The 20,819-nt window shown below is 33.1% G+C and carries 13 protein-coding genes; 6 read left to right on the forward strand and 7 right to left on the reverse strand.

The annotated features are described in order from the left end of the window. The 6 genes from EM932_RS17940 to EM932_RS17965 form a co-directional block, all read right to left on the reverse strand. The coding region (locus EM932_RS17940) for an alpha-L-fucosidase (RefSeq protein ID WP_246041141.1) at nucleotides 1-146 on the reverse strand (146 nt) is incomplete at its 3' end. 224 nt (nucleotides 147-370) lie between these two features. Further along, the gene (locus EM932_RS17945) at nucleotides 371-2,878 is read right to left on the reverse strand and encodes a glycoside hydrolase family 2 TIM barrel-domain containing protein (protein ID WP_135878588.1); all 2,508 of its coding nucleotides are present in this window, start codon (nucleotides 2,876-2,878) and stop codon (nucleotides 371-373) included. A 21-nt stretch (nucleotides 2,879-2,899) separates the two neighbouring features. After that, entirely contained in the window at nucleotides 2,900-4,561 is a 1,662-nt protein-coding gene (locus EM932_RS17950; RefSeq protein ID WP_135878589.1) for a sulfatase family protein, read from the reverse strand. Between the two features lie 168 nt (nucleotides 4,562-4,729). Further along, entirely contained in the window at nucleotides 4,730-6,679 is a 1,950-nt protein-coding gene (locus EM932_RS17955; protein ID WP_135878590.1) for a SwmB domain-containing protein, read from the reverse strand. 26 nt (nucleotides 6,680-6,705) lie between these two features. After that, complete coding sequence (locus tag EM932_RS17960; protein WP_170179844.1) at nucleotides 6,706-8,616, reverse strand: RagB/SusD family nutrient uptake outer membrane protein; 1,911 nt, start codon at nucleotides 8,614-8,616, stop codon at nucleotides 6,706-6,708. 12 nt (nucleotides 8,617-8,628) lie between these two features. Next, nucleotides 8,629-11,805 (reverse strand): SusC/RagA family TonB-linked outer membrane protein, encoded by a 3,177-nt coding sequence (locus EM932_RS17965; RefSeq protein WP_135878592.1) that lies wholly within the window; start codon nucleotides 11,803-11,805, stop codon nucleotides 8,629-8,631. A 188-nt stretch (nucleotides 11,806-11,993) separates the two neighbouring features. On the opposite strand from EM932_RS17965, the gene EM932_RS17970 reads away from it, so the two are divergent. The 5 genes from EM932_RS17970 to EM932_RS17990 all read left to right on the forward strand — a co-directional run bounded on the left by EM932_RS17970 (nucleotide 11,994) and on the right by EM932_RS17990 (nucleotide 17,887). Beyond that, nucleotides 11,994-12,335, forward strand: coding sequence for an efflux RND transporter periplasmic adaptor subunit (locus tag EM932_RS17970; protein WP_135878623.1), 342 nt, complete (start codon nucleotides 11,994-11,996; stop codon nucleotides 12,333-12,335). A gap of 33 nt (nucleotides 12,336-12,368) precedes the next feature. Then, nucleotides 12,369-12,779, forward strand: coding sequence for an efflux RND transporter periplasmic adaptor subunit (locus tag EM932_RS17975; RefSeq protein ID WP_135878593.1), 411 nt, complete (start codon nucleotides 12,369-12,371; stop codon nucleotides 12,777-12,779). Between the two features lie 541 nt (nucleotides 12,780-13,320). Next, a complete protein-coding gene (locus tag EM932_RS17980; protein WP_135878594.1) occupies nucleotides 13,321-14,961 on the forward strand; it encodes a CTP synthase in 1,641 nt (546 codons plus the stop codon). Nucleotides 14,962-15,110: 149 nt separating this feature from the next. Beyond that, the gene (gene yidC, locus EM932_RS17985; RefSeq protein WP_135878595.1) at nucleotides 15,111-17,006 is read left to right on the forward strand and encodes a membrane protein insertase YidC; all 1,896 of its coding nucleotides are present in this window, start codon (nucleotides 15,111-15,113) and stop codon (nucleotides 17,004-17,006) included. Between the two features lie 182 nt (nucleotides 17,007-17,188). Then, nucleotides 17,189-17,887, forward strand: a complete 699-nt coding sequence (locus EM932_RS17990) for a toxin-antitoxin system YwqK family antitoxin (RefSeq protein WP_135878596.1) — start codon at nucleotides 17,189-17,191, stop codon at nucleotides 17,885-17,887. A 149-nt stretch (nucleotides 17,888-18,036) separates the two neighbouring features. Here the strand turns inward: EM932_RS17990 and EM932_RS17995 are convergent, their stop codons facing one another. Further along, entirely contained in the window at nucleotides 18,037-19,425 is a 1,389-nt protein-coding gene (locus EM932_RS17995) for a fasciclin domain-containing protein (protein WP_135878597.1), read from the reverse strand. Nucleotides 19,426-19,608: 183 nt separating this feature from the next. Here EM932_RS17995 and mnmA point away from each other — a divergent pair, with 183 nt between their 5' ends. After that, nucleotides 19,609-20,796, forward strand: coding sequence for a tRNA 2-thiouridine(34) synthase MnmA (gene mnmA, locus EM932_RS18000; protein WP_135878598.1), 1,188 nt, complete (start codon nucleotides 19,609-19,611; stop codon nucleotides 20,794-20,796). Nucleotides 20,797-20,819 lie beyond the last annotated feature (23 nt).

A 20,819-nucleotide genomic window follows, 5' to 3' on the forward strand; every position in this document is an offset into this window, starting at 1 on the left:
GTATAGGCGCCCCAATGTATGAAGATCCCGAATTTGGTCTTATTGAACCATTCAGGGTCCTTGTAGTTGGCTTTGATGGATTCCCAATTGGCCTCGAATTTTGGTTGTTTGGGTTCGGCGGTATCGCCGTTCCCGGTCTTTTCCATACAGGAAGTAAAGATTAGAGTGCCCAGAACGGACAGCTTGAAGAATTGATTTTTGATAGATTTCATTACTGATGGTTCATTAAAAAATATCCAGCTAAATTCGTATATAAATATGTGCAAGGGTTAACACATATGTTTTTTACAGTGCACTAAATGATTAAAATCTGTGCTGCCTGATTCAATTTTACAACAGGTACTAGGCTCCCCAATACCAACCCCATGATTTATTCGGAAATGATGTGCACAGTGCTGGGTTTACAGTTTTTAGATGCCATGTTTAGAGTGATGGCACCTTTTTCTTTTGTACTTTGTATATACACCAAAAGCTTTCCATTGTGGGTTCTGCTCGTTTTAGAATGTGATGGATGTTTCTTCATAACATTACTACCATTATCAAGTGCCAATAATTTGGCTGGTCCTTCCAGAGTGATACTAATAATTTGTTCCAGATGAGTAATAGGATTTCCATTATCATCAGTTAACTGTATTTCTATATGTACCACATCATAGGCATCAGACTTTAGTGTTTTTTTATCACATTTTGCTTCTAGTTGACTAGGGGACTTTGCGGTTTTTATTTCAAAAGCTATGGCATCATTACCACCCCCTACAACCCTTAAATTCCCTTCGATATATGGTACTATCCATTTGATGATATGGTCCTCATTATTTGCTAATTTTTTTGTTCCAAACGATGTATTATTAATAAATAGCTCAGCAGATTTACAGTTTGTGTACGTCTCAATTACAATGGTATCGCCTTTGGTATAATTCCAATGGGTATTAAAAGGTTGAAAACCCCATCTGCGTTTTTTCCATAAATTTGGTGTTTTGTCTACAGCGTTTCCATTTTTATTGATATATTCAGATTTACTTAATTCTATAGTAGTTGCGTAGATTTCCGGTTCTTCAGTATTCCATAGAGACTTAAACATATGCCACCTTGGAGTGGGAAATCCAGCAAAATCTATAAGACCACTATCGGAACCACGTTCTGTGACGTCTGATGTTTCCCCTAGATAAAAAATTCCAGTCCACAAAAATATTCCAGGAACAAAGGGATTATCTATTACAGATTTCCATTCTACATAATTTGCCCAGTTTTCTGTACCTAAAATCATTTTTTCAGGATAATTCCTGTGTCCGTAGTCATATACTGAAGCTCTATAACTATAGCCTACAACATCCAATGCATCTGTATAACCTGAAAAATGAGCAATAGTTGGGATAACTAGATTTGCGGTAACGGGTCTTGTCGTGTCTATGTCTTTAACCCATTTAGATAGACGTTGTGCTGTTTTTGCTAATTCGTATTTTTTTGCAGGATTGTTTTTAAAATTGGCCTTCATTTGATCTATGGTAATTGGAGGCTCGTCGTAATAATATTTTTTACCAGAATTGAAATAGCCACTTGATTTTGCATACCTAGGGTAGGTCCATTCGATCTCATTGCCTATGCTCCACATGATAACAGAAGGATGGTTTCTATCGCGCAAAACCATATCCTTTAAATCGCGTTCCGCCCATTCTTGAAAATGGGTAACATAACCTGTTGTAAGCGCATCTATGCCTTGCGAGTTATAATTTTTGCGTTTGTCTTTTGCATAATCAAATTCATCAAAGGCTTCATCTTGAACCAAAAGACCAAGTTCATCACATAAGTTTAAAAAATTTGATGAAGGCGGATTGTGTGCCGTTCTAATCGCATTAACGCCGCCTTTTTTTAATGTCATTATTCGTCTTCTCCAGACCGCATCTGGTACAGCAGTTCCAAGGGCTCCCGCATCATGATGCAAACACACCCCTTTTATAGCTGTTTTATTTCCGTTTAAAAAGAAACCATCATTGGGGGTGTATTTAAGGCTACGTATACCAAAATGTTCTTTTTGGATATCGTACACTTTTCCAGTCTCGTCAACAATACTGCTTGTTAATATATATAAATAAGGATGTTTCGGACTCCATAGTTTGGGTTTATCGACATCAATGGTAATGATTGATTTTTCGTTAGAAATGGAAGTTTCAATGTCTTTAATGATTTGATTTTGATGGTTTGTTAATTGATGTAAAATTTTAAGGTTTTTTCCTTTTGGGATGTTAACGATTTCTGTTTTAACTTGAACCGTAGATTTTTCTTTAGAAACAAAGGGTGTTGTAATTCCAATACCCCATTTTTTGAAATGAATGGGGTTGTTAATAGCCAATTTAACATCTCTATAAATCCCAGCTCCATTATACCATCGGCTATCTAAAAAAGCCTTGTGATCTACTTTAACAACGAGTAAATTTTTCTGCCCGTCAAACATTAAAAAGGAGGTTAAATTGGCACTAAAAGCACTAAAACCGTATGGGCGTTCCGCTACTTTGTTTCCGTTAATATAAACTTCTGCATTATTGTAAATACCATCGAAATCTACTCTAATAATTTTATCTTTATTTTCAGAAGCTATGGTAAATTCTTTTTTATACCAGCCTATGGAACCTAAATTCGGTGTGCTATCGGTTACTAAATAAGCTTGATTATATGGTTTTTTAATAGCCCAATCGTGTGGTAATCTAATTTTTTTCCAGTCTTTTTGATTGGGAATGTCTGAAATATTTAAATCTTGGTTTGTTTCAAAAAAATCCCAACCAAAATTAAAATCTATGCTTTCTGAGATACTGGTTTTTGAATCATTCGGATGACAGGAAGTTAAGTAAATAATTGATAAAAATAATAGTAGTATTCTCATGTTAAGTTTTTTAGCTTGAAATTAGTCGTTCCAATGCGCATCAATAACCTTTTGAATGTGGGGGTATTTGTCTAGATCTTCTTCGTTTAATGCCTCACGTTTCGCTATGAGTTGCGTTTTTAATTCAGTTATAATGTCTTTATATTCTGGATTTTTATAAGCGTTATTCATTTCTTGTGGATCTTTGGATAAGTCATAAAATTCCCAGGCGGTAGGTGTATGCATTTCAAAACGGTTTCCCCAACTGTCTTTATTCCACTCAGCATCTGGATTATTGGTGTCTACCCAATATTTACCATAAAAAAAGATGAGTTTATATTGCTTAGTTCTAATGCCAAAATGAGCAGGATTTGCATGGGCATGTGCCATGTGCATCCAATATCTGTAGTATGTGGATTGTTGCCAGCCTTTTGGTTCCTCACCTGTTTCCAAAATGTGCTTAAAACTGTTTCCTTGCATTTTTTTGGGAGGTGTTCCACCAGCTAAATCAATTAAAGTTGGAGCAAAATCCGCATTGTTTATTATAGCGTCAGTTCTCGTTCCTGATTTAATTTTTTCTGGGTACCTTAAAAAAAATGGCATGCGTTGGGATTCTTCATACATCCATCTTTTATCTATATAATCGTGTTCTCCCAACATGAATCCCTGGTCGCCAGTATACACAATAATCGTGTTTTCGTACAAGCCTTCATTTTTTAAAAATTGAACTAAACGAGCGACATTATCATCAACACCTTTTACACAGCGCAAGTACCTTTTTAAATATTCTTGGTAGGTTTCATGAGTATATGCTTTATCACTCATATTTGGTTTTATTCTTTTTGAAGGATCAAAGTTTGGATTTGAAATTTTAGTAAATTCATCACTCCATAGACGCATGCCCATGTTTCGTACGGTATTTCTTTTAGAAACTGAAGACCCAATATCATGAATTAAAGAATCGTTTTTACCTCTGGTAGCTATAGAACCATTATTTTTATTGTCATATAGGCTTGCTGGTTCTGGTATAAATGTGTCTTCTAAATAGTCTTTATAACGCGGGGCATATTCAAAATCGTCATGAGGTGCTTTATAGTGATGCATTAAAAAAAACGGTTTGGTTTTGTCTCGTTTATGTTTTAACCAATCTATAGATATATCTGTGATATTATCAGAAGAATGGCCTTTTTTATTTATAGTATTTTTAGGCCAAGGTTTGCTGCCTTGTGTCCTAAATACTGGGTTGTGGTATTTACCTTGACCTGGTAAAACAGCATAAAAATCAAATGTAGCAGGTTCATTCTTTAAATGCCATTTTCCTACTACGGCTGTTTCATAACCTAGTTTTTTCATTTCTTGTGGAAGGTATTGTTTGTTCACAGGAATATGACCTTCCAAGTCCAGAACACCATTTGTTTGACTGTATTGCCCAGTTATTATAGTTGCTCTACTTGGTGTACAAATGGAATTGGTAACAAAACAATTGTTGAAAATAATCCCTTCGTTGGCTATTTTATCTAAAGTAGGCGTGGGGTTCAACGTTGCTAATCTGCTTCCGTATATTCCAAATGCCTGAGTGGTATGGTCATCGGACATGATGAAGATAATATTCGGTTGTTTTTCCGTAATATCTTTTTTAGGTGAGACATTTTTACAAGACAGAAAGACTGAGAATATTACAATAAATAGTGTTTTATTGATCATTATCTATTTTTTATATTAGTAAAAATTATTATCGCGAGTACAAAATACATAAAGAATGTTTAGGTCTAATAGATACCTGTTATTAATGTAAGCAAACACCATGATTTATTAATGATATAAAGCCCTGTAAAGTGATATTACAGGGCTTTTAATTATTGTTATTATTAATTAAGGCCTTACTTCCTTTTCAGCAATAATCATATCATCATAATAAACTTTACATATTCCTGGCGGTATAGGTTGAAGCCTTACATTAAAATTACCTGTTGCGGCTTGCGTAAATTCTGTTATTATAACATCTTCCCATACCCCTCTGGCAGCACCATTATAATTTTCGTTAGAAAGTTGAATATCTAAATATGGCTTAGCAAACGTGGTAGTATGTTCTGGAAAAATATATCTTTTAGCTGTCCAAACATATGTTTTTCCTACTTCGAAAGGATACGTGTCCGTGGATCTAAGATCTGGTTTATTTCCATCTGGTGCCTCAACAAATGCTACAGTACCTGTATCTGGCGAATTTGGTACAGATGCTGTTACAAATGTAATAGTAGATGTGCCATTACCAGCATTGACCCATTTTGAAGGATCATTAAAACTACCTTCTCCGTTTAAAATATCACCATTATCCATAATAACAGGCACCAATGAGAAAGGAGTTATAATACCCCCTCCAACAGCGTTTATACTTCCAGATCCATCATAGGAAACTGTAATAACATCTGGTCTATAAATTTTGTCAACCAATCTAATATTTAGTTTCGTGTTATCGATATCCAAGTTAACAGATGAGATAACAAAATTAACTCCATTAACCAATACTTCAAAACCTTGTGTTGTATCTCCCGTAAAAGTATCTCCATCAAATGGAGCATCAAAAGGAATTTGTATGGTTTCATCTCTTAATTCTACAACGTTTCCCGTCTGTACAGTTGGTACAATCACGTAAGTAATAACAGGAACGTCCGTAAAGGCCTGCAATGGTCTATCATCTAATGATTTAAAGGCTCCGTTACCATCGTACGATACGGTTACTGTATCTGTTTCAAAAATTTCATTTTCAAGTGTAATCAATAAAAAATCGCCAGTGGTATTGCTTTTAACTACAGAAGTTATTGCAGCTGGACTTCCATTAACATTAACAGTAAAAAATGCTGCCTGACTAGAGCCAGGATCTGCAACTATAGAACTTAAAGGGATCACAATTGTATTATCTGCACGCTCTATTATGTCACCATTTTGAATAAATGGCTCATCTAAAGCGGTGACATTAAAGATAACAGGTATTTCATAGGTATCTTCATCTCCATTTACTGTTTCTGTTCTGTCTCGTTTGGAGATTAACTTGCCTTTAAAACTACCTATACGTTTGTTAAATGTAATGGTGTCTATCTTAGTTTCACCAGAGAACAAATTAATTTCATCTTCTTCATTCTCTTCAATGGTGTGTATTCTCCATTTTGTAGATGTTGGTCTTGCATTGTTAGTGGTTTCGCTTAAATCTTCAAAAACTAATTTGTCTTCAAATTTTAAGTCAATTGTTGTTAGGTTTTTAAAATCAATATTATTACCTAATACATCCCTCATTGCCATATCTGGAACTATCGTATCATATACATCGAGCCATATAGTCTGTTCATAAATCCATTTATTGTCTTTAAAAATAGTACGGATCGTATCAATAACTTGTGTTTTTGATATAGAGTCCCTTACTGGTAAAATAAACTCAGTATACTCATCAAATTCATTATATAATGTAACTTTAGTACTAGTATTTCCTTCTTTAAAAAGTACTAAAGCCGTTCTATCTGTTGTAACTGTACTTCCTTCATTAATAATGAATTTATCGTAGTTTCTTGTACTGTTTGGTATAGGCCCTTTTAAAAAACAAGCACTTTCTGGTATACGCCATTCGTGATAGGTAGCACCCTCTGATATATCCATAAAAGCGGTATACTCGAAAACATTTAATTCTTTCACTGCAGGGCCAAAATCAGTAGTAAAACCCGCGTTTACAAATTCATTAGGCGCCACATAATCGTCTTCTTCACAACTGCTTACCACCAAGAGTAGCAAGAGTATTTTAAACACTGTTTTTATATTTTTTATATTTTTCATGGTTTAAATTTTTAAATTTGATTTATTTAATCTGCTATAACATCCCAGTTTAAATTGGTAGTGATCTCAAGTTGTGGTATTGGTAAATAATTATGAAAATTTGGATCAAATTCATTTGCTGCTGTAAACTTATCTTGAATTTCCGGCGGCTCAGAAAAACTTCCTGTTCCTGTATATGTTGTTGGAGAATCTCCAGAAAATGTTATAAAACATTTATAACGATCGCCATGTTTACCATTCCCATTTTTTGGATAATGCCAATAATCATATTTAACTGATGCTAACTCCTGTAAATATTCTTTATAAATGCCCCAACGTCTTAAATCTGCATTGCGATCGCCTTCCAAACATAATTCTAAAGGAATTTCTGTAAATCTTAAATGCGTCATTAAATTTTCTGTATTAACCTCTTGGTCTCCATTAGAAATATCAAAATCGATATCATCTACATATGTTGTTTGCAAATTATTAAATTCTGCTCCTGGATCACTAGCCTTACCTAAAAGAACCAGATGAGAACGCTTTCTAACTCTGTTTATATAACGTAATGCTTCAGATAAATCTCCTTTTACCAGCATACATTCGGCATAGCTTAAATAGATATCGGCAAGCCTAAGTACCATAATATTGATATCAGATTTATTATTTAATTCAGAACCTCTATCTTCGCCAGCTCCTCCTCCTATAGTATTCCAGTGTAAATACTTTTTAAATAGGGTTATTCTATTTCTGGCAAATGGTGCTACATTAGAAAAGTTACCAAACTCGCCACATGTTTCACCATACATAGGTGAATCTGGATCATCCACTTGTCCCATACAATTTCCCATTCTCAAACTATATGTACGCAATCTATCTTCTGTTCCAATAATTTCGCCCTGAGAATCATAAACATTAGCCCCTAAATTCATATTTGCAGGATCATTTTCGTCAAGCTTATCTGCTTGATATTTCATTACTAAATGTGAACTAGGCTGTATTGTACCATTATAGACCATATGAGTAATATCTTGTGATAACTTTTCTTCACCATTAGCTTCTAAATTTAGCGCTGTTGTAAAATTTAATTCGAAGATCGATTCTGAATTAAACTCATCAATACCTGTAAAACACTTTGCCATATCATCTACAAGTTTATAATTATAATTGTCTATAACATTCTTAAAATGTATTTCTGCATTAGAAAAATCATTCTCATAAAGATAACTTTTACCTAATAAGGCTTCACATGCTCCAGCAGTAATTCTACCTAAATTACTTTTTCCTTCGTCTAACCATTCTGAATACGTTTTTGGTAAATTTTCCAACCCAAATTTAAGATCTTCTCTATAAAACTCTTTTACCTTTTGAGACGTAGAAAATGCTTGCTGAAATTCTGCAAATGTTTTTGGGATAGATTTTAAAATTGGTACTGAACCATTATTAAAACTATTATTGAGCATAAAATAAAAATAACCTCTAAGTGCTCTTGCTTGCGCCAAAATTCTTAGCCCCTCTTCACGTGAAGCTTCATTAATATAGGTAGCTGATATAGGTTCATAATTTTCAATGACTTGATTAGCCCTAAAAACGCCTAAATATAAAGCACTCCATTTATCTTCTACATATGGAGTACTTAGATCAAAGCCTAAGTGATACATTGGAATTATTTGTCCATTATTTCTGAAATTTCCAGGAGCTGCTATATCCGTTCTTATCGATTCGGATTGTATTCCAAGAACATCATTGTCCTTGAGTACACTATACACAGATATTAATCCTGCATTTAAATCGCCATTATTTTGCCAAAAACTTTTGGTTGTTAACGCATTCGGGTTTGTCTGATCTAAAAAATCTTTTTCACAAGATTGACAAAATAGAACAAGCAAAATAATTGGTAAAACTTTACACATAAACTTGGTATTTATGTATAAATTAGTTGTTTTTATATATTTCATTTTCATAATTTTTTAAAATTGAAGTTGTAAACCTACTTTATATTGTGAGCTTATAGGATATGTACCCCGATCAAGACCTCGAGCACTGAACCCATTATTTCCTACCTCAGGATCGAAACCAGAATAGCTTGTAATCGTTAAAGGGTTTTGGGCTTGTACATATATTCTAAATTTGTTAAACCCTAACTTATCACACAAATTCTTAGATAAAGAATAGCCTAAAGCAACATTTCTTAGTCTTATAAATGACCCATCTTCCAGAAAATAATCTGAGCCACCTCTAAAAGATGGACCATTTGGAGTTCCGTCATAAAAAGGTATTTGAGACTCTGGATTAATATTCGTCCAAGAATAATAAATATCTCTATGGGTTCCAGATTGATAGGCATAAGCTTTACTCCCATTCATGACCTCAGCACCGTAAGATCCATACCAGTTCATTGTAAAATCGAAACCTTTATAATTGGCATTAAAGTTAAACCCCATATTAAACTCTTCTGTACCACTACCTTTATATACTTTATCATTCTCGTCTATAACTCCATCACCAGCATCTGGTACACCATCATTATCTGTATCTACGGTTAATTGATCTACATATTTTAAATCTCCTAGACTCCAAGTACCACTCACTAATGCCTTATATTCTGCAAGCTCTTCTGGCGTATTAATAACGCCATCTGTTTCTCTTAAAAAAAATGCAGCCGCTTCATAACCTTCAGTAATAAAACTGACTAATTCTCTTTTACGTGGGCGGTCTGATATAAAACTATTATCTAAGGCAACCATTGAATTACCAGGAGGAGTTCTAGTCACGGTATTATCATTTTGAGTGTAGGTTAAGGAAGCATTCCAGTTAAACCCTTTTTTACCTTTATATTTATAATTTAGAGTATATTCTACACCTATGTTTCTCATATCACCAATGTTCAATATACTTGTTCTATTGTTTCCAGAAACTCCAGTTGAAGGCGGATTAACCACTCCAAATAATAAATTTTTCTTATCATTTATATAAAAATCGCTAGAAAATGTTAATTTCTCATTAAAAAACCCAATATCGTAACCAAAATTCTGACCAATAGACGATTCCCACTTAACATCAGAGTTTGCATACCGTAGTTGAGTCGTTCCTAAACCAGGCAATTCACTTGTTGAATTAAGGGTCGTAGAATTACTTCCTAACACATAATTTTGACCTATGTTTACTACAGCTTGGTCGCTATATGGAGGAATACGATCGTTACCTGTTTCTCCATAACTTAATCTAAGTTTAAAAGAACTGGCTACATTTTTCAAGGGCTCCCAAAATGACTCATCGGATACATTCCAGCCAGCAGAAAATTGCTTGAACGCTTGATACCGATTATCTTTACCAAAACTAGAAGATCCGTCTCTACGGATACTGGCACTAAATAAATATTTACCCATATAATTATATTGAAGCCTTGCTAACATACCTTCTAAAGTTCGTGTAAAATCTCTATTATTAGAACTAACAAGATCATTACTATTATAACCATCTAACACACTAATTGCAGCATTTGCCTGATCGTCTTTTTGAGCTTCAAAATATTCGGAGTTTACTTTCTCTCTTGAAAAAACCCCCATTAATGTAATATTGTGGTCACCCAATTGCTTCTTATATCTAGCGATAAATTCACCAGTTAACTTATAAAATGTTGAATGTGATGTTCTATTTCTTGAAATATCAAATGGACTTGGAGGTACAAGGTCGCCAGCTGTATTATATACATCTAACCGAGGTATAATTCTAATCCCTTTTGTATCTGCAAATGTAGCTCCTGCTCGTGCTGTTAATTTTAAATCGTTTGTTAAGTCAAAATCTATAGCAATATTACCTGTAGTACTTGTTCCATTTCTGTTTTCTTTTGTGTTTAGGCCTCTTGCAATGCCTCCAAATCTTATGATAGGTCCTAAACCTGAGGGTTCATCTAAATCATCTTCGGTGACATTAAATAACTCTGTTTGACCAAGTACAATAGATTGTTGAAATGGTTTATAACGAAGTATTTGATTAAAAACTCCCCAATTTGGGAGAACTCTTTCATCCCTTTTAAACGTTATTCCTGTTGCTATATGCCATTTACCTTTAGTAAATTTAGTATTAGAACGTACATTAAAACGTTTATAGCCTGAATTAATCATGATTCCTTCTTGATCAAAATAATTGGCATTAAAATTATATGTTAAATTTTCCTTGCCACCAGACACATTAATCGAATGGTTTTGTATGGAGGCTAAATCGTTTAGTATTATACTCTCAAGATCTGTATTATTAGTAAACCAGCTTCGATTTCTATGAATATCACCAACGACTTCGCCTAAAGGTTTTTTAGAAAGCGAAGTTCCACGAAACATTTCCATAAAGGTATGTTGATGGCTATCCATTAAAGGTACACCAGACGTAATATCTTGCACACCATACTCAGAGTTCACACTAATTCTCATTTGCCCTATTTTACCTTGCTTAGTGGTAATTAAAATAACACCACCAGCGCCTCTTACTCCATATATTGCCGCAGATGCAACATCTTTTAAGACATCTATGGTTTCAATTTCGCTAATACTTAACTGAGGATCTGAATTAAAAGGGATACCGTCTACAACATACAACGGACTGTTTTCCCCTATAACAGAACTAAAACCCCTAATTAATATATTAGCTTCTGCCCCTGGTTCTCCAGAACTAGAGGTTACACTCACACCTGCAATTTGTCCTTGTAATGCAGTACCAATATCATAAGTGGTAGTTTTTGTTAAGACTTCAGCTTTGACCTGCCCTACAGATCCTGATACTTCTTTTCTCTTTTGTGTGCCATAACCAACAACAATGACTTCGTCTAGAGTTGATACGTCTGGTTGCAAAACCACGTTTATTGAAGTTTGCCCGTTTACAGAAACTTCTTCTGTTAGAAAGCCTAAGTAGCTGAAAATTAAAACGCTATCTGAATCTGTTTTAATTTCATAGTTTCCGTCAAAATCCGTGACAGTTCCATTTGGAGTGCCTTTTACAAGAATACTCACACCAGGTAGTGGTTGCCCCTCTCCAACAACGTTTCCTTTTACCGTAGTTTTTTGCGCTTGAATACAACCAAAACTCATTGCAAAGAGGAAAGCAATATAATACGTTTTTGGTTTACATTTAATAAATGAATTTAATTTCATACTCACAGTTTATATTTATGTTAATTTAGTTTCTACAAATGTTAATATTATCTAAACAAGCAAGCATAACAGATGTTTTTTTAATTGATACATATGGTAAATTATTAAAAAGTGTTAATTTTTTTTTAAATACCCGTAATTACCAATAATATAAAAGAGAAGTTTTAACTTAGGTGAAAAAATAGTAGGTGAGTATATTAAGTTTTACAGCTCATTTCGATAGTGAAGAAGCCTGTCGTACTCATTTTAAAAGCGAACTTAAATTTAATGTTAGTGAAAAGCTTGAAAAGATTTATGTTAAAAATGGCGGCTATGTTAAAAGAGACCAGTTACTGGCATCTTTAAATGCCTTTACATATAGGCAAAAAGTACAAAAAGCCGAAATAGATTTAAAAGAAGCCACTTTAGAGTTTAACGACTTGCAAGTACGTCGCGGTTTTAACGCTAATACTAAAGACAGTCTTTCTAAAAAAGAGTATGATATGATGGCCATTAAATCCAGGTATAAAAATGCGTTACACCATTTGTAAAATGCACGTTTCGATTTAAGGTCAACAAAGCTAATAGCGTCTTTTAGCGGTAAAATTGCTAGTATAAATAGTAAACAATACGAACAGATTAGTGCTGGAAAAGAATTTATAACCCTTATTAACGATGCTGTTTTTGAAGTGGAATTTTACGTTATTGAATCAGAACTTAAAGATATTAGAACCAGGGATAAAGTCTCTATAGCTCCCTTTGCGCTTAATAAAAGCTATGAAGGCTATATAGCGACTATAAACCCCCAGGTAGAAAAAGACGGTACTATTTTAATAAAAGCGCAGGTAAAAAATGATGGTGACTTATTGGAAGGTATGAACGTAAAAGTATTAATACAGAAAGATATTCCCAATCAGTTTGTTGTACCCAAAGCTTCAGTTATATTAAGAGATAACCAGGAAGTATTGTTTAAAGTTATAAAAGGAAAAGCTTAATGCGCCATATTATTTTTGCATCGATTCTAATTTACGAATGACTAAATTTTCACTTTCACTTTCTTTATGTTTTATGAAAATTAGAAATATTAATATTGAAAATGAAGTTATAGAAAGGTAAGTACAAAATACTTTCTTTTTTTGTTGTGAAACCAATGATCAAAGCCAAAATAATTATAGATAAAATTCCTAAAACCTGATTTTTAATCGAATCAGATAAAATAAAATATAGAAAAAAAGTATAAAAATGATGCTTAAAATTAATCCTGATAATATTCCTATAACGTTCTTCATTATAAATGTTTATCAATGGTTTAATATGGAGTTGTTTCATGCTAAAATAAGTTCAACACATATTGATTTACTTTTAACACTAAACATGTATAAGTTTTTCTCTCAAATAAAATCAATGTTTTCAATAAAAAGGATTTATCGTTTTCCTTCCCAATATCATTGTTGAAAACTCCCATTAAATAACCCAAAACTAATTCTTAAATAACTATTTTAATTTTGTAAATTTGCCTGCGTTTATAAGCGCAACATGACAACTACAACAAAATACATTTTCGTAACCGGAGGGGTTACATCGTCTTTAGGAAAAGGCATCATAGCAGCATCTCTTGCTAAATTATTACAAGCTCAGGGATATCGAGTTACGATTCAGAAATTAGATCCATATATAAATGTAGACCCAGGAACATTAAACCCATATGAACATGGTGAATGTTATGTGACTGAAGATGGTGCAGAAACGGATTTGGATTTGGGGCATTATGAGCGTTTTTTAAATACACCTACAAGTCAGGCCAATAATGTAACAACGGGAAGAATTTACCAAAGCGTGATTCAAAAAGAACGCCGAGGTGAGTTTTTAGGAAAGACAGTACAGGTTGTTCCTCATATTACAAATGAAATAAAACGTCGTGTACAAATTTTAGGTAAGTCTGGCGATTATGATATCGTTATTACAGAAATTGGAGGCACGGTTGGTGATATTGAATCGTTACCCTATATAGAAGCTGTTCGTCAACTTCGTTGGGATTTAGGAGAAAATAATGCTACCGTTATACATCTAACATTGGTACCGTTTTTATCGGCGGCTGGAGAATTAAAAACAAAACCAACACAGCATAGTGTTAAAACACTTATGGAAAGTGGGGTACAGGCAGACATATTAGTTTGCAGAACAGAACATAATTTACCAAAAGATTTACGTCGTAAACTCGCTTTATTTTGTAATGTTAGAGAAGAAGCGGTCATACAATCTATAGATGCATCTACAATATATGATGTGCCTAATTTAATGCTAGAAGAAGGTTTAGATAAGGTTGTTTTAAAAAAATTAGATTTAGAGAGTTCTACACCAGATATTACCAAATGGAATAATTTTGTACACCGTCATAAAAATCCAAAATCGGATGTTACTATCGGATTAATTGGAAAATATGTAGAATTACAAGATTCGTATAAATCTATTTTAGAAGCTTTTATTCATGCAGGAGCAGAAAATGAAGTTAAAGTAAAAATAGAATCAATTCATTCAGAATATTTGAATGAAGATAATATAAGGTTAAAACTTGGTCATTTAAATGGCGTATTAGTAGCTCCTGGTTTTGGTGAACGAGGTATAGAAGGAAAAATTACAGCAGTAAAGTTTGTTAGAGAAAATAACATTCCATTTTTAGGAATTTGTTTAGGTATGCAAATGGCTGTTATTGAGTTTGCGCGACATGTTTTAGACCTTACTGATGCCAACTCAACTGAAATGGAGGCTACGACAGCGAATCCGGTAATTGATCTGATGGAAGAACAAAAAACGGTAATTGATAAAGGAGGAACTATGCGTTTAGGAGCTTGGTCTTGTGAGTTGAAAAAGGAAAGTATAGTTCATGATATCTATAAAAGTGACATTATAAAAGAACGTCATAGACATCGTTATGAGTTTAATAGTACTTATAGAGAAGAGCTAGAGGGAGCTGGAATGCATGCAACAGGGTTAAATCCAGATACAGGTTTAGTTGAAATTATAGAAATACCTGATCATCCTTGGTTTGTAGGTGTGCAATATCACCCAGAATATAAAAGTACAGTTGCTAATCCACATCCTCTATTTGTGGCTTTCGTTAAAGCAGCTTTAAATCATAAAAAAGATCAAAAAGGTGTCAGTATGGCACAAAATTAAAATTGGATAACTATTTGATAATCTATTTATCATTCCCATGAAAATGGAAATCTCATTAAATTTAAACGCGTATAATTGTCATATTGAATAAAGCGAAATATCTAACTAAGAGATTTTTATATTGCATTTAGAATGACACAAATTAAAATATGGAAGAAAAGAAATTAGATATTAATTCGATTATAGGGTTCCTACTTATTTTCGGAATATTAATGTATATGCTTTGGCAAAATCAGCCAACACCAGAAGAGCTAGAAGCTCAAGAAAAAGCAAAGCAAGAACAAATTGAAGCAGATAAAAAAACTTCAGAACAAAATCAGACTAAAGTAACTACTGCGGAAGATTATACGTCTGGTGCGGTTTCTGATTCACTTCAATTAATCAATCTAAAAAATAAACTTGGGGCTTTAGCATATTCAGAAACTTTAGTTTCGGATAAAAAAGAAACACGTGTTGAAACTGATTTATTTGAATTAAAGTTTAATAATAGAGGAGGGTATTTATCTGAGGTAAAATTAAAGGAGTTTGTGGATTTCAATAAAGAACCTATTTATATTGTAAAAGATAATAATGCTTCTTTCAATATTAATTTTGGGACTACTGAAAGTAGAATTGTAAATACAAAGGATAGATATTTTACGCCTACTGTCACTAAAAATGGTGACAACACTATAGTTTCAATGAAACTTAAGGTGTCTGAAACTAAGTTTTTAGAATATCGCTACGAGTTGAAAAAAGACGATTACATGATCGACTTTACTATTCGTTCGCAAGGATTAAGTGATATTATAAATAGCTCACAAGCTGTTAGTTTAGATTGGAATCTTAAAACGTATCGTCATGCAAAAAGTATTTCTTATGAAAATAGATATACTGAGGTTGTTTTTGAATATGAAGATGGAAAAGATGACTATTTAGGGCAACAAGAACAAACAGATGATACAGCGGCAGATGTTAGTTATGTAGCATTTAAGCAACACTTCTTCACATCTATTTTATTAGCAGATGTCCCTTTTAAAACGGGAACTTTTGAATCTAGAAATCTAGTTCAGGATGAAGAAATAGATACTGTTTATACCAAAGCATTTGTTGCTAAACTACCTTTAGAATTAGCGGGTGGCGAGATTAATAAAACAATGGATTGGTATTATGGACCAAGTGATTTTAAAATATTAAATGCATACGATAGAAATTTAGATGAAGTTGTGCCTCTTGGTTGGGGTATTTTCGGATGGATAAATAAATATGTTTTCATTCCTTTGTTTGCTTTCTTAGGAGGGTTTTTACCTTACGGAATTGCCATTATTGTCATGACGATATTAATCAAGTTATTAATGTCCTTTGTGCAATATAAGCAGTTTTTATCGCAAGCAAAAATGAAGATTCTAAAACCGGAATTAGATGCTATTCGCGAGAAGTATAAAGACAATAAAATGAAAGCGCAACAGGAAACTATGGCGTTGCAAAGTAAAGCAGGAGCAAGTCCATTAAGTGGATGTTTACCAGCGTTAGTACAGTTGCCTGTGTTTTATGCACTGTTTCAATTTTTTCCGTCTGCATTCGATTTAAGACAAAAAAGCTTCTTATGGGTAGAAGATTTATCATCGTATGATACCGTAGCAAATCTTCCGTTTAATATCCCTTTTTATGGAGATCATGTAAGCTTATTTCCTTTGTTAGCATCTATTGCTATTTTCTTTTATATGCGTTTAACAACGGGACAACAAGTAGCTACACAACCGCAACAAGAAGGGATGCCAGATATGGGTAAAATGATGAAGTATATGATGTACTTCTCTCCAATAATGATGCTATTCTTTTTTAATAACTATGCATCTGGGTTAAGTTTGTATTACTTTATTTCTAACCTAATTAGTATTGGAATTATTTTAGTTATTAAAAATTACATTCTTGATGAGGATAAAATTCATGCTCAGATTCAAGAGAATAAAAAGAAGCCTAAAAAGCAAAGTAAATTCCAAGCACGTATGCAGGGTATGATGGAGCAGGCTGAAAAACAGAAACAAGCACAAAAAAAAAGGTAAAAGATAAATACCTTTCTCTTAAATAAAGGAAAGTGTCTTTGAATTTTTATTAAAAGTCTTAATATTAAAATGAGCTGTCAATTTTTTGGCAGCTTTTTTGTTATACAATTTGAAAATAATATTTTCGTTTACAATAGTGTTGTTTAGTAAAATAAAAATTAAAAAAAATGATAACTTTTAAAATGAAAAAAGTAATAGTATCTCTAATTGTTTTATTTGTTTTTAATTTTGGTTTCTCTCAAAATATTAATCAATTTGATGAATATGGTAAACGTCATGGTATTTGGAAAAAGACATTTAAAAACACAAATGTTCTTAGGTATGAAGGTGAGTTTTTGCATGGTAAAGAAATAGGCGTTTTTAAGTTTTATAAGAATATTAGAAAAAAACCAGTTTTAACAGCTACCAGAACCTTCAATGAAAATGATAATAAAACTTATGTCAAATTTTTTGCAACGAGGGGAAAAGTCATTAGTGAAGGTACAATGGATGGTAAGTTATATACAGGAGAATGGAAGTATTATCAAAAAAACTCTGATAAGTTACTTACTTTAGAACATTATAATGATAAAGGAAACTTAGATGGTGAGCGTTTTGTATATTATCCTAATGGACAAATAGCTGAAAAGCAAAATTATGTTGATGGAAAATTAGACGGTGTATCAACATGGTATTCTACTAATAATGTGGTTTTAAAAACCTATGTTTATGTAGATGGAGAATTGCATGGAGAATCAAAATTTTATAATTCAAAAGGAGAGTTGATAGCTGAAGGGAGATATAAGCATGAGAAAAAACATGGAATTTGGAAGTATTATGAAAATGGAAAGCTGAAAGATGAGAAAAACTTTTCACCAGAAGGGAAGTACAAGAAAAAATAATTAGTATAAAACTGATTGTCCGTAATTAATCATAAAACACAAAACATATTTATATAAAAAGGCTCCTGGTTTATTAGGAGCCTCTCTTTTTCATAGACAATTTTAATCCAAGATTAACTTGCCTACAATCACAAACCAAACTAATTTTATTAACTAGAAGGCAATAATACTTTGTCAATTACATGTACAACACCATTTGTTGCAAGTACATTTAATAGGCTAGCTACCAAACCTGCAGGAGGAGTCGATCCACTTGCATCTTGAACAGTTAAATTTCCTAAGTTTATTGTAACATCTTGATCATTTAACATAGTTACATTGCCATTTGTTAAATCGGTTGAAAACACATAAGCATTAGGTTTAACTACATGATGTGTTAATATTCCTGCTACTGCTTCTGGAGCTGTAGCGTTTATTGCAGCTTCATCTAACCCAGCGGCTAAAAAGGCAGCATCTGTTGGTGCAAATACTGTAAAAGGACCATCACCTGAAAAGAAGTCAGATAAACCAGCTCTTGATAAAGCAGCTGCTAATAATGTGAATTCTGCAGGATCACCACTAGCAAAACTAGCTACTATTTCATTTATCGTATTAGTTGGGGGTACTAAAGTTCTGTCAATTACATGAACGATACCATTAGATCCAGTAATATCTGTAGCGGTAACTATGGTTGTTCCATTAATAGAGACATCACCTCCTGCATTTGTTAAATATATGTTTCCGCCTAAAGTTTCAACTTCTGCGGCCGATCCTGATGTTGTTGGTAACATAGACTCTGTTATTGTTGCATCTATAACATGATAAGCTAAAACGGCATCTGCACCAGCAACGTCTGTAATACCAGCAGCTTCAAAAGCAGCGTTAGTAGGAGCGAAAAGTGTTAAACCGTTTCCGCTAGGACCATTACCTAAAAGTAATCCTAATATATCTGTATTTGCATTTTCAACGGCAGCAATGAGAGTCGTGAAGTCTTTATTAAAATATGCAGGTGCTACTATTGTACCAACTATTGGTAATATTGAAGGTGGTACCATTACATTATCAATAATATGTACCACACCGTTTGTTGCTATGGCATCTACTGCAGTAACTTGAGTATTTTGAATAAATACCCCATTACTATCAGCGACTATATCTGCTGATTCTCCATTAGCCATAGTGATTGTACCTGTCGTAACAGCACTTGCTTCTAATGCTGCAGTCGCATAAACATGATATTGTAATACATTCTTTAAAACATCCTCAGGGATATCATCTATAGATGTTTGTCCTATCGCAGTTAAAAGAGCGTCAAAGGCATCATTGTCTGGTGCAAACACTGTAAAAGTACCACTATTACTTAGTAAATCTACTAAATCCGGATACTTAAGTAAAGCAGTTTCCAAGCTAGATAATTGCGGTGTTGCTTGTGTAATTTGTACAATGTTGTTCGTTGGAACGAATTCGATTATCTCATTATCATCATCACTACACGAAGTTGCTAAAATTAATCCTAAGAAAAGGAATGATAAATTTCTTAATTTTTTTAATGTTTTCATCTTTAATTTTTTTTAGTTATAATCTGTTTAACAAATATATTAAATAATTAAACAAAAAAGCAAATTTTGTTTAATTATTTTAAAATAAATTTAAACAAAAATGCATTTCATCGATGTTTTGGTTAATTTCATTTTATATGAAATCTTGTAATTATATGTATCTTTGTACCCTAATTTTTTTTAATGAAACGAGTTATTATTGGTCTTTCGGGAGGTGTAGATTCTAGTGTTGCTGCTTATATATTAAAGGAGCAAGGGTACGAAGTTATTGGCTTGTTTATGAAAAATTGGCATGATGATTCTGTAACGATATCGAATGAATGTCCTTGGTTAGATGATAGTAATGATGCCATGTTGGTTGCCGAAAAATTAGGAATACCATTTCAAACAGTCGATTTAAGTGAACAATATAAAGAGCGTATAGTAGATTATATGTTCAACGAATACGAAAAGGGTAGAACACCAAACCCAGATGTACTTTGTAATAGAGAGATTAAGTTTGATGTTTTTATGAAAATAGCCTTAGAACTTGGAGCAGATTATGTAGCAACAGGCCATTATTGTAGAAAAGGAACCATTCAAAAAGAGGGCAAAGAAATTTATCAGTTACTTGCTGGAATAGACGATAATAAAGATCAATCTTATTTTTTATGCCAATTATCTCAAGATCAATTAGCTAAATCTTTGTTTCCAATAGGGGAATTAACAAAACCTGAGGTGCGTGAGATAGCAACCAAACTGGATTTAGTAACAGCCGAAAAGAAAGATTCTCAAGGATTATGCTTTATTGGTAAAGTAAAATTACCGGATTTTCTTCAACAACAGTTAAAGCCAAAAGAAGGTGTTATAGTTGAAATTCCTAAAGAGCAAGAAGTTTTTAGTCATGTTGATACAGAATTTAATTCGGAAGAGGAGAAATTAAAATACTTATCTCGTAAGATTGATTATAAAGTTGATTATGGTAAAATAGTAGGTAAACATCAGGGCGCTCATTATTTTACTAAAGGTCAACGAAAAGGATTAGCAGTAGGGGGTACCGTAGAGCCTTTATTTGTAATAGACACAGATGTTAATGAGAATGTTATTTATACAGGTCAAGGAAAAGAGCATCCCGGGTTATTTAAAAAGGCGTTGTTTGTAACTAATGAAGAACTTCATTGGGTTCGGGAGGATTTAGAATTAAATTCAGGTGAAACAATAGAAGTTATGGCCAGAATTCGTTATAGACAATCATTACAAAAAGCCATGTTACATAAAGTAGAAAGTGGTTTATATGTTGAATTTGAAGAATTTCAATCTGCAATTACAGCAGGACAATTTGTAGCGTGGTATTCAGGGGATGAGTTAGTAGGTTCGGGAGTAATTTCTTAAATTGCAATAGCTTAAATGACTAT

It is taken from the genome of Flavivirga rizhaonensis (assembly GCF_004791695.1).
In the GTDB taxonomy this organism is placed as follows: domain Bacteria; phylum Bacteroidota; class Bacteroidia; order Flavobacteriales; family Flavobacteriaceae; genus Flavivirga; species Flavivirga rizhaonensis.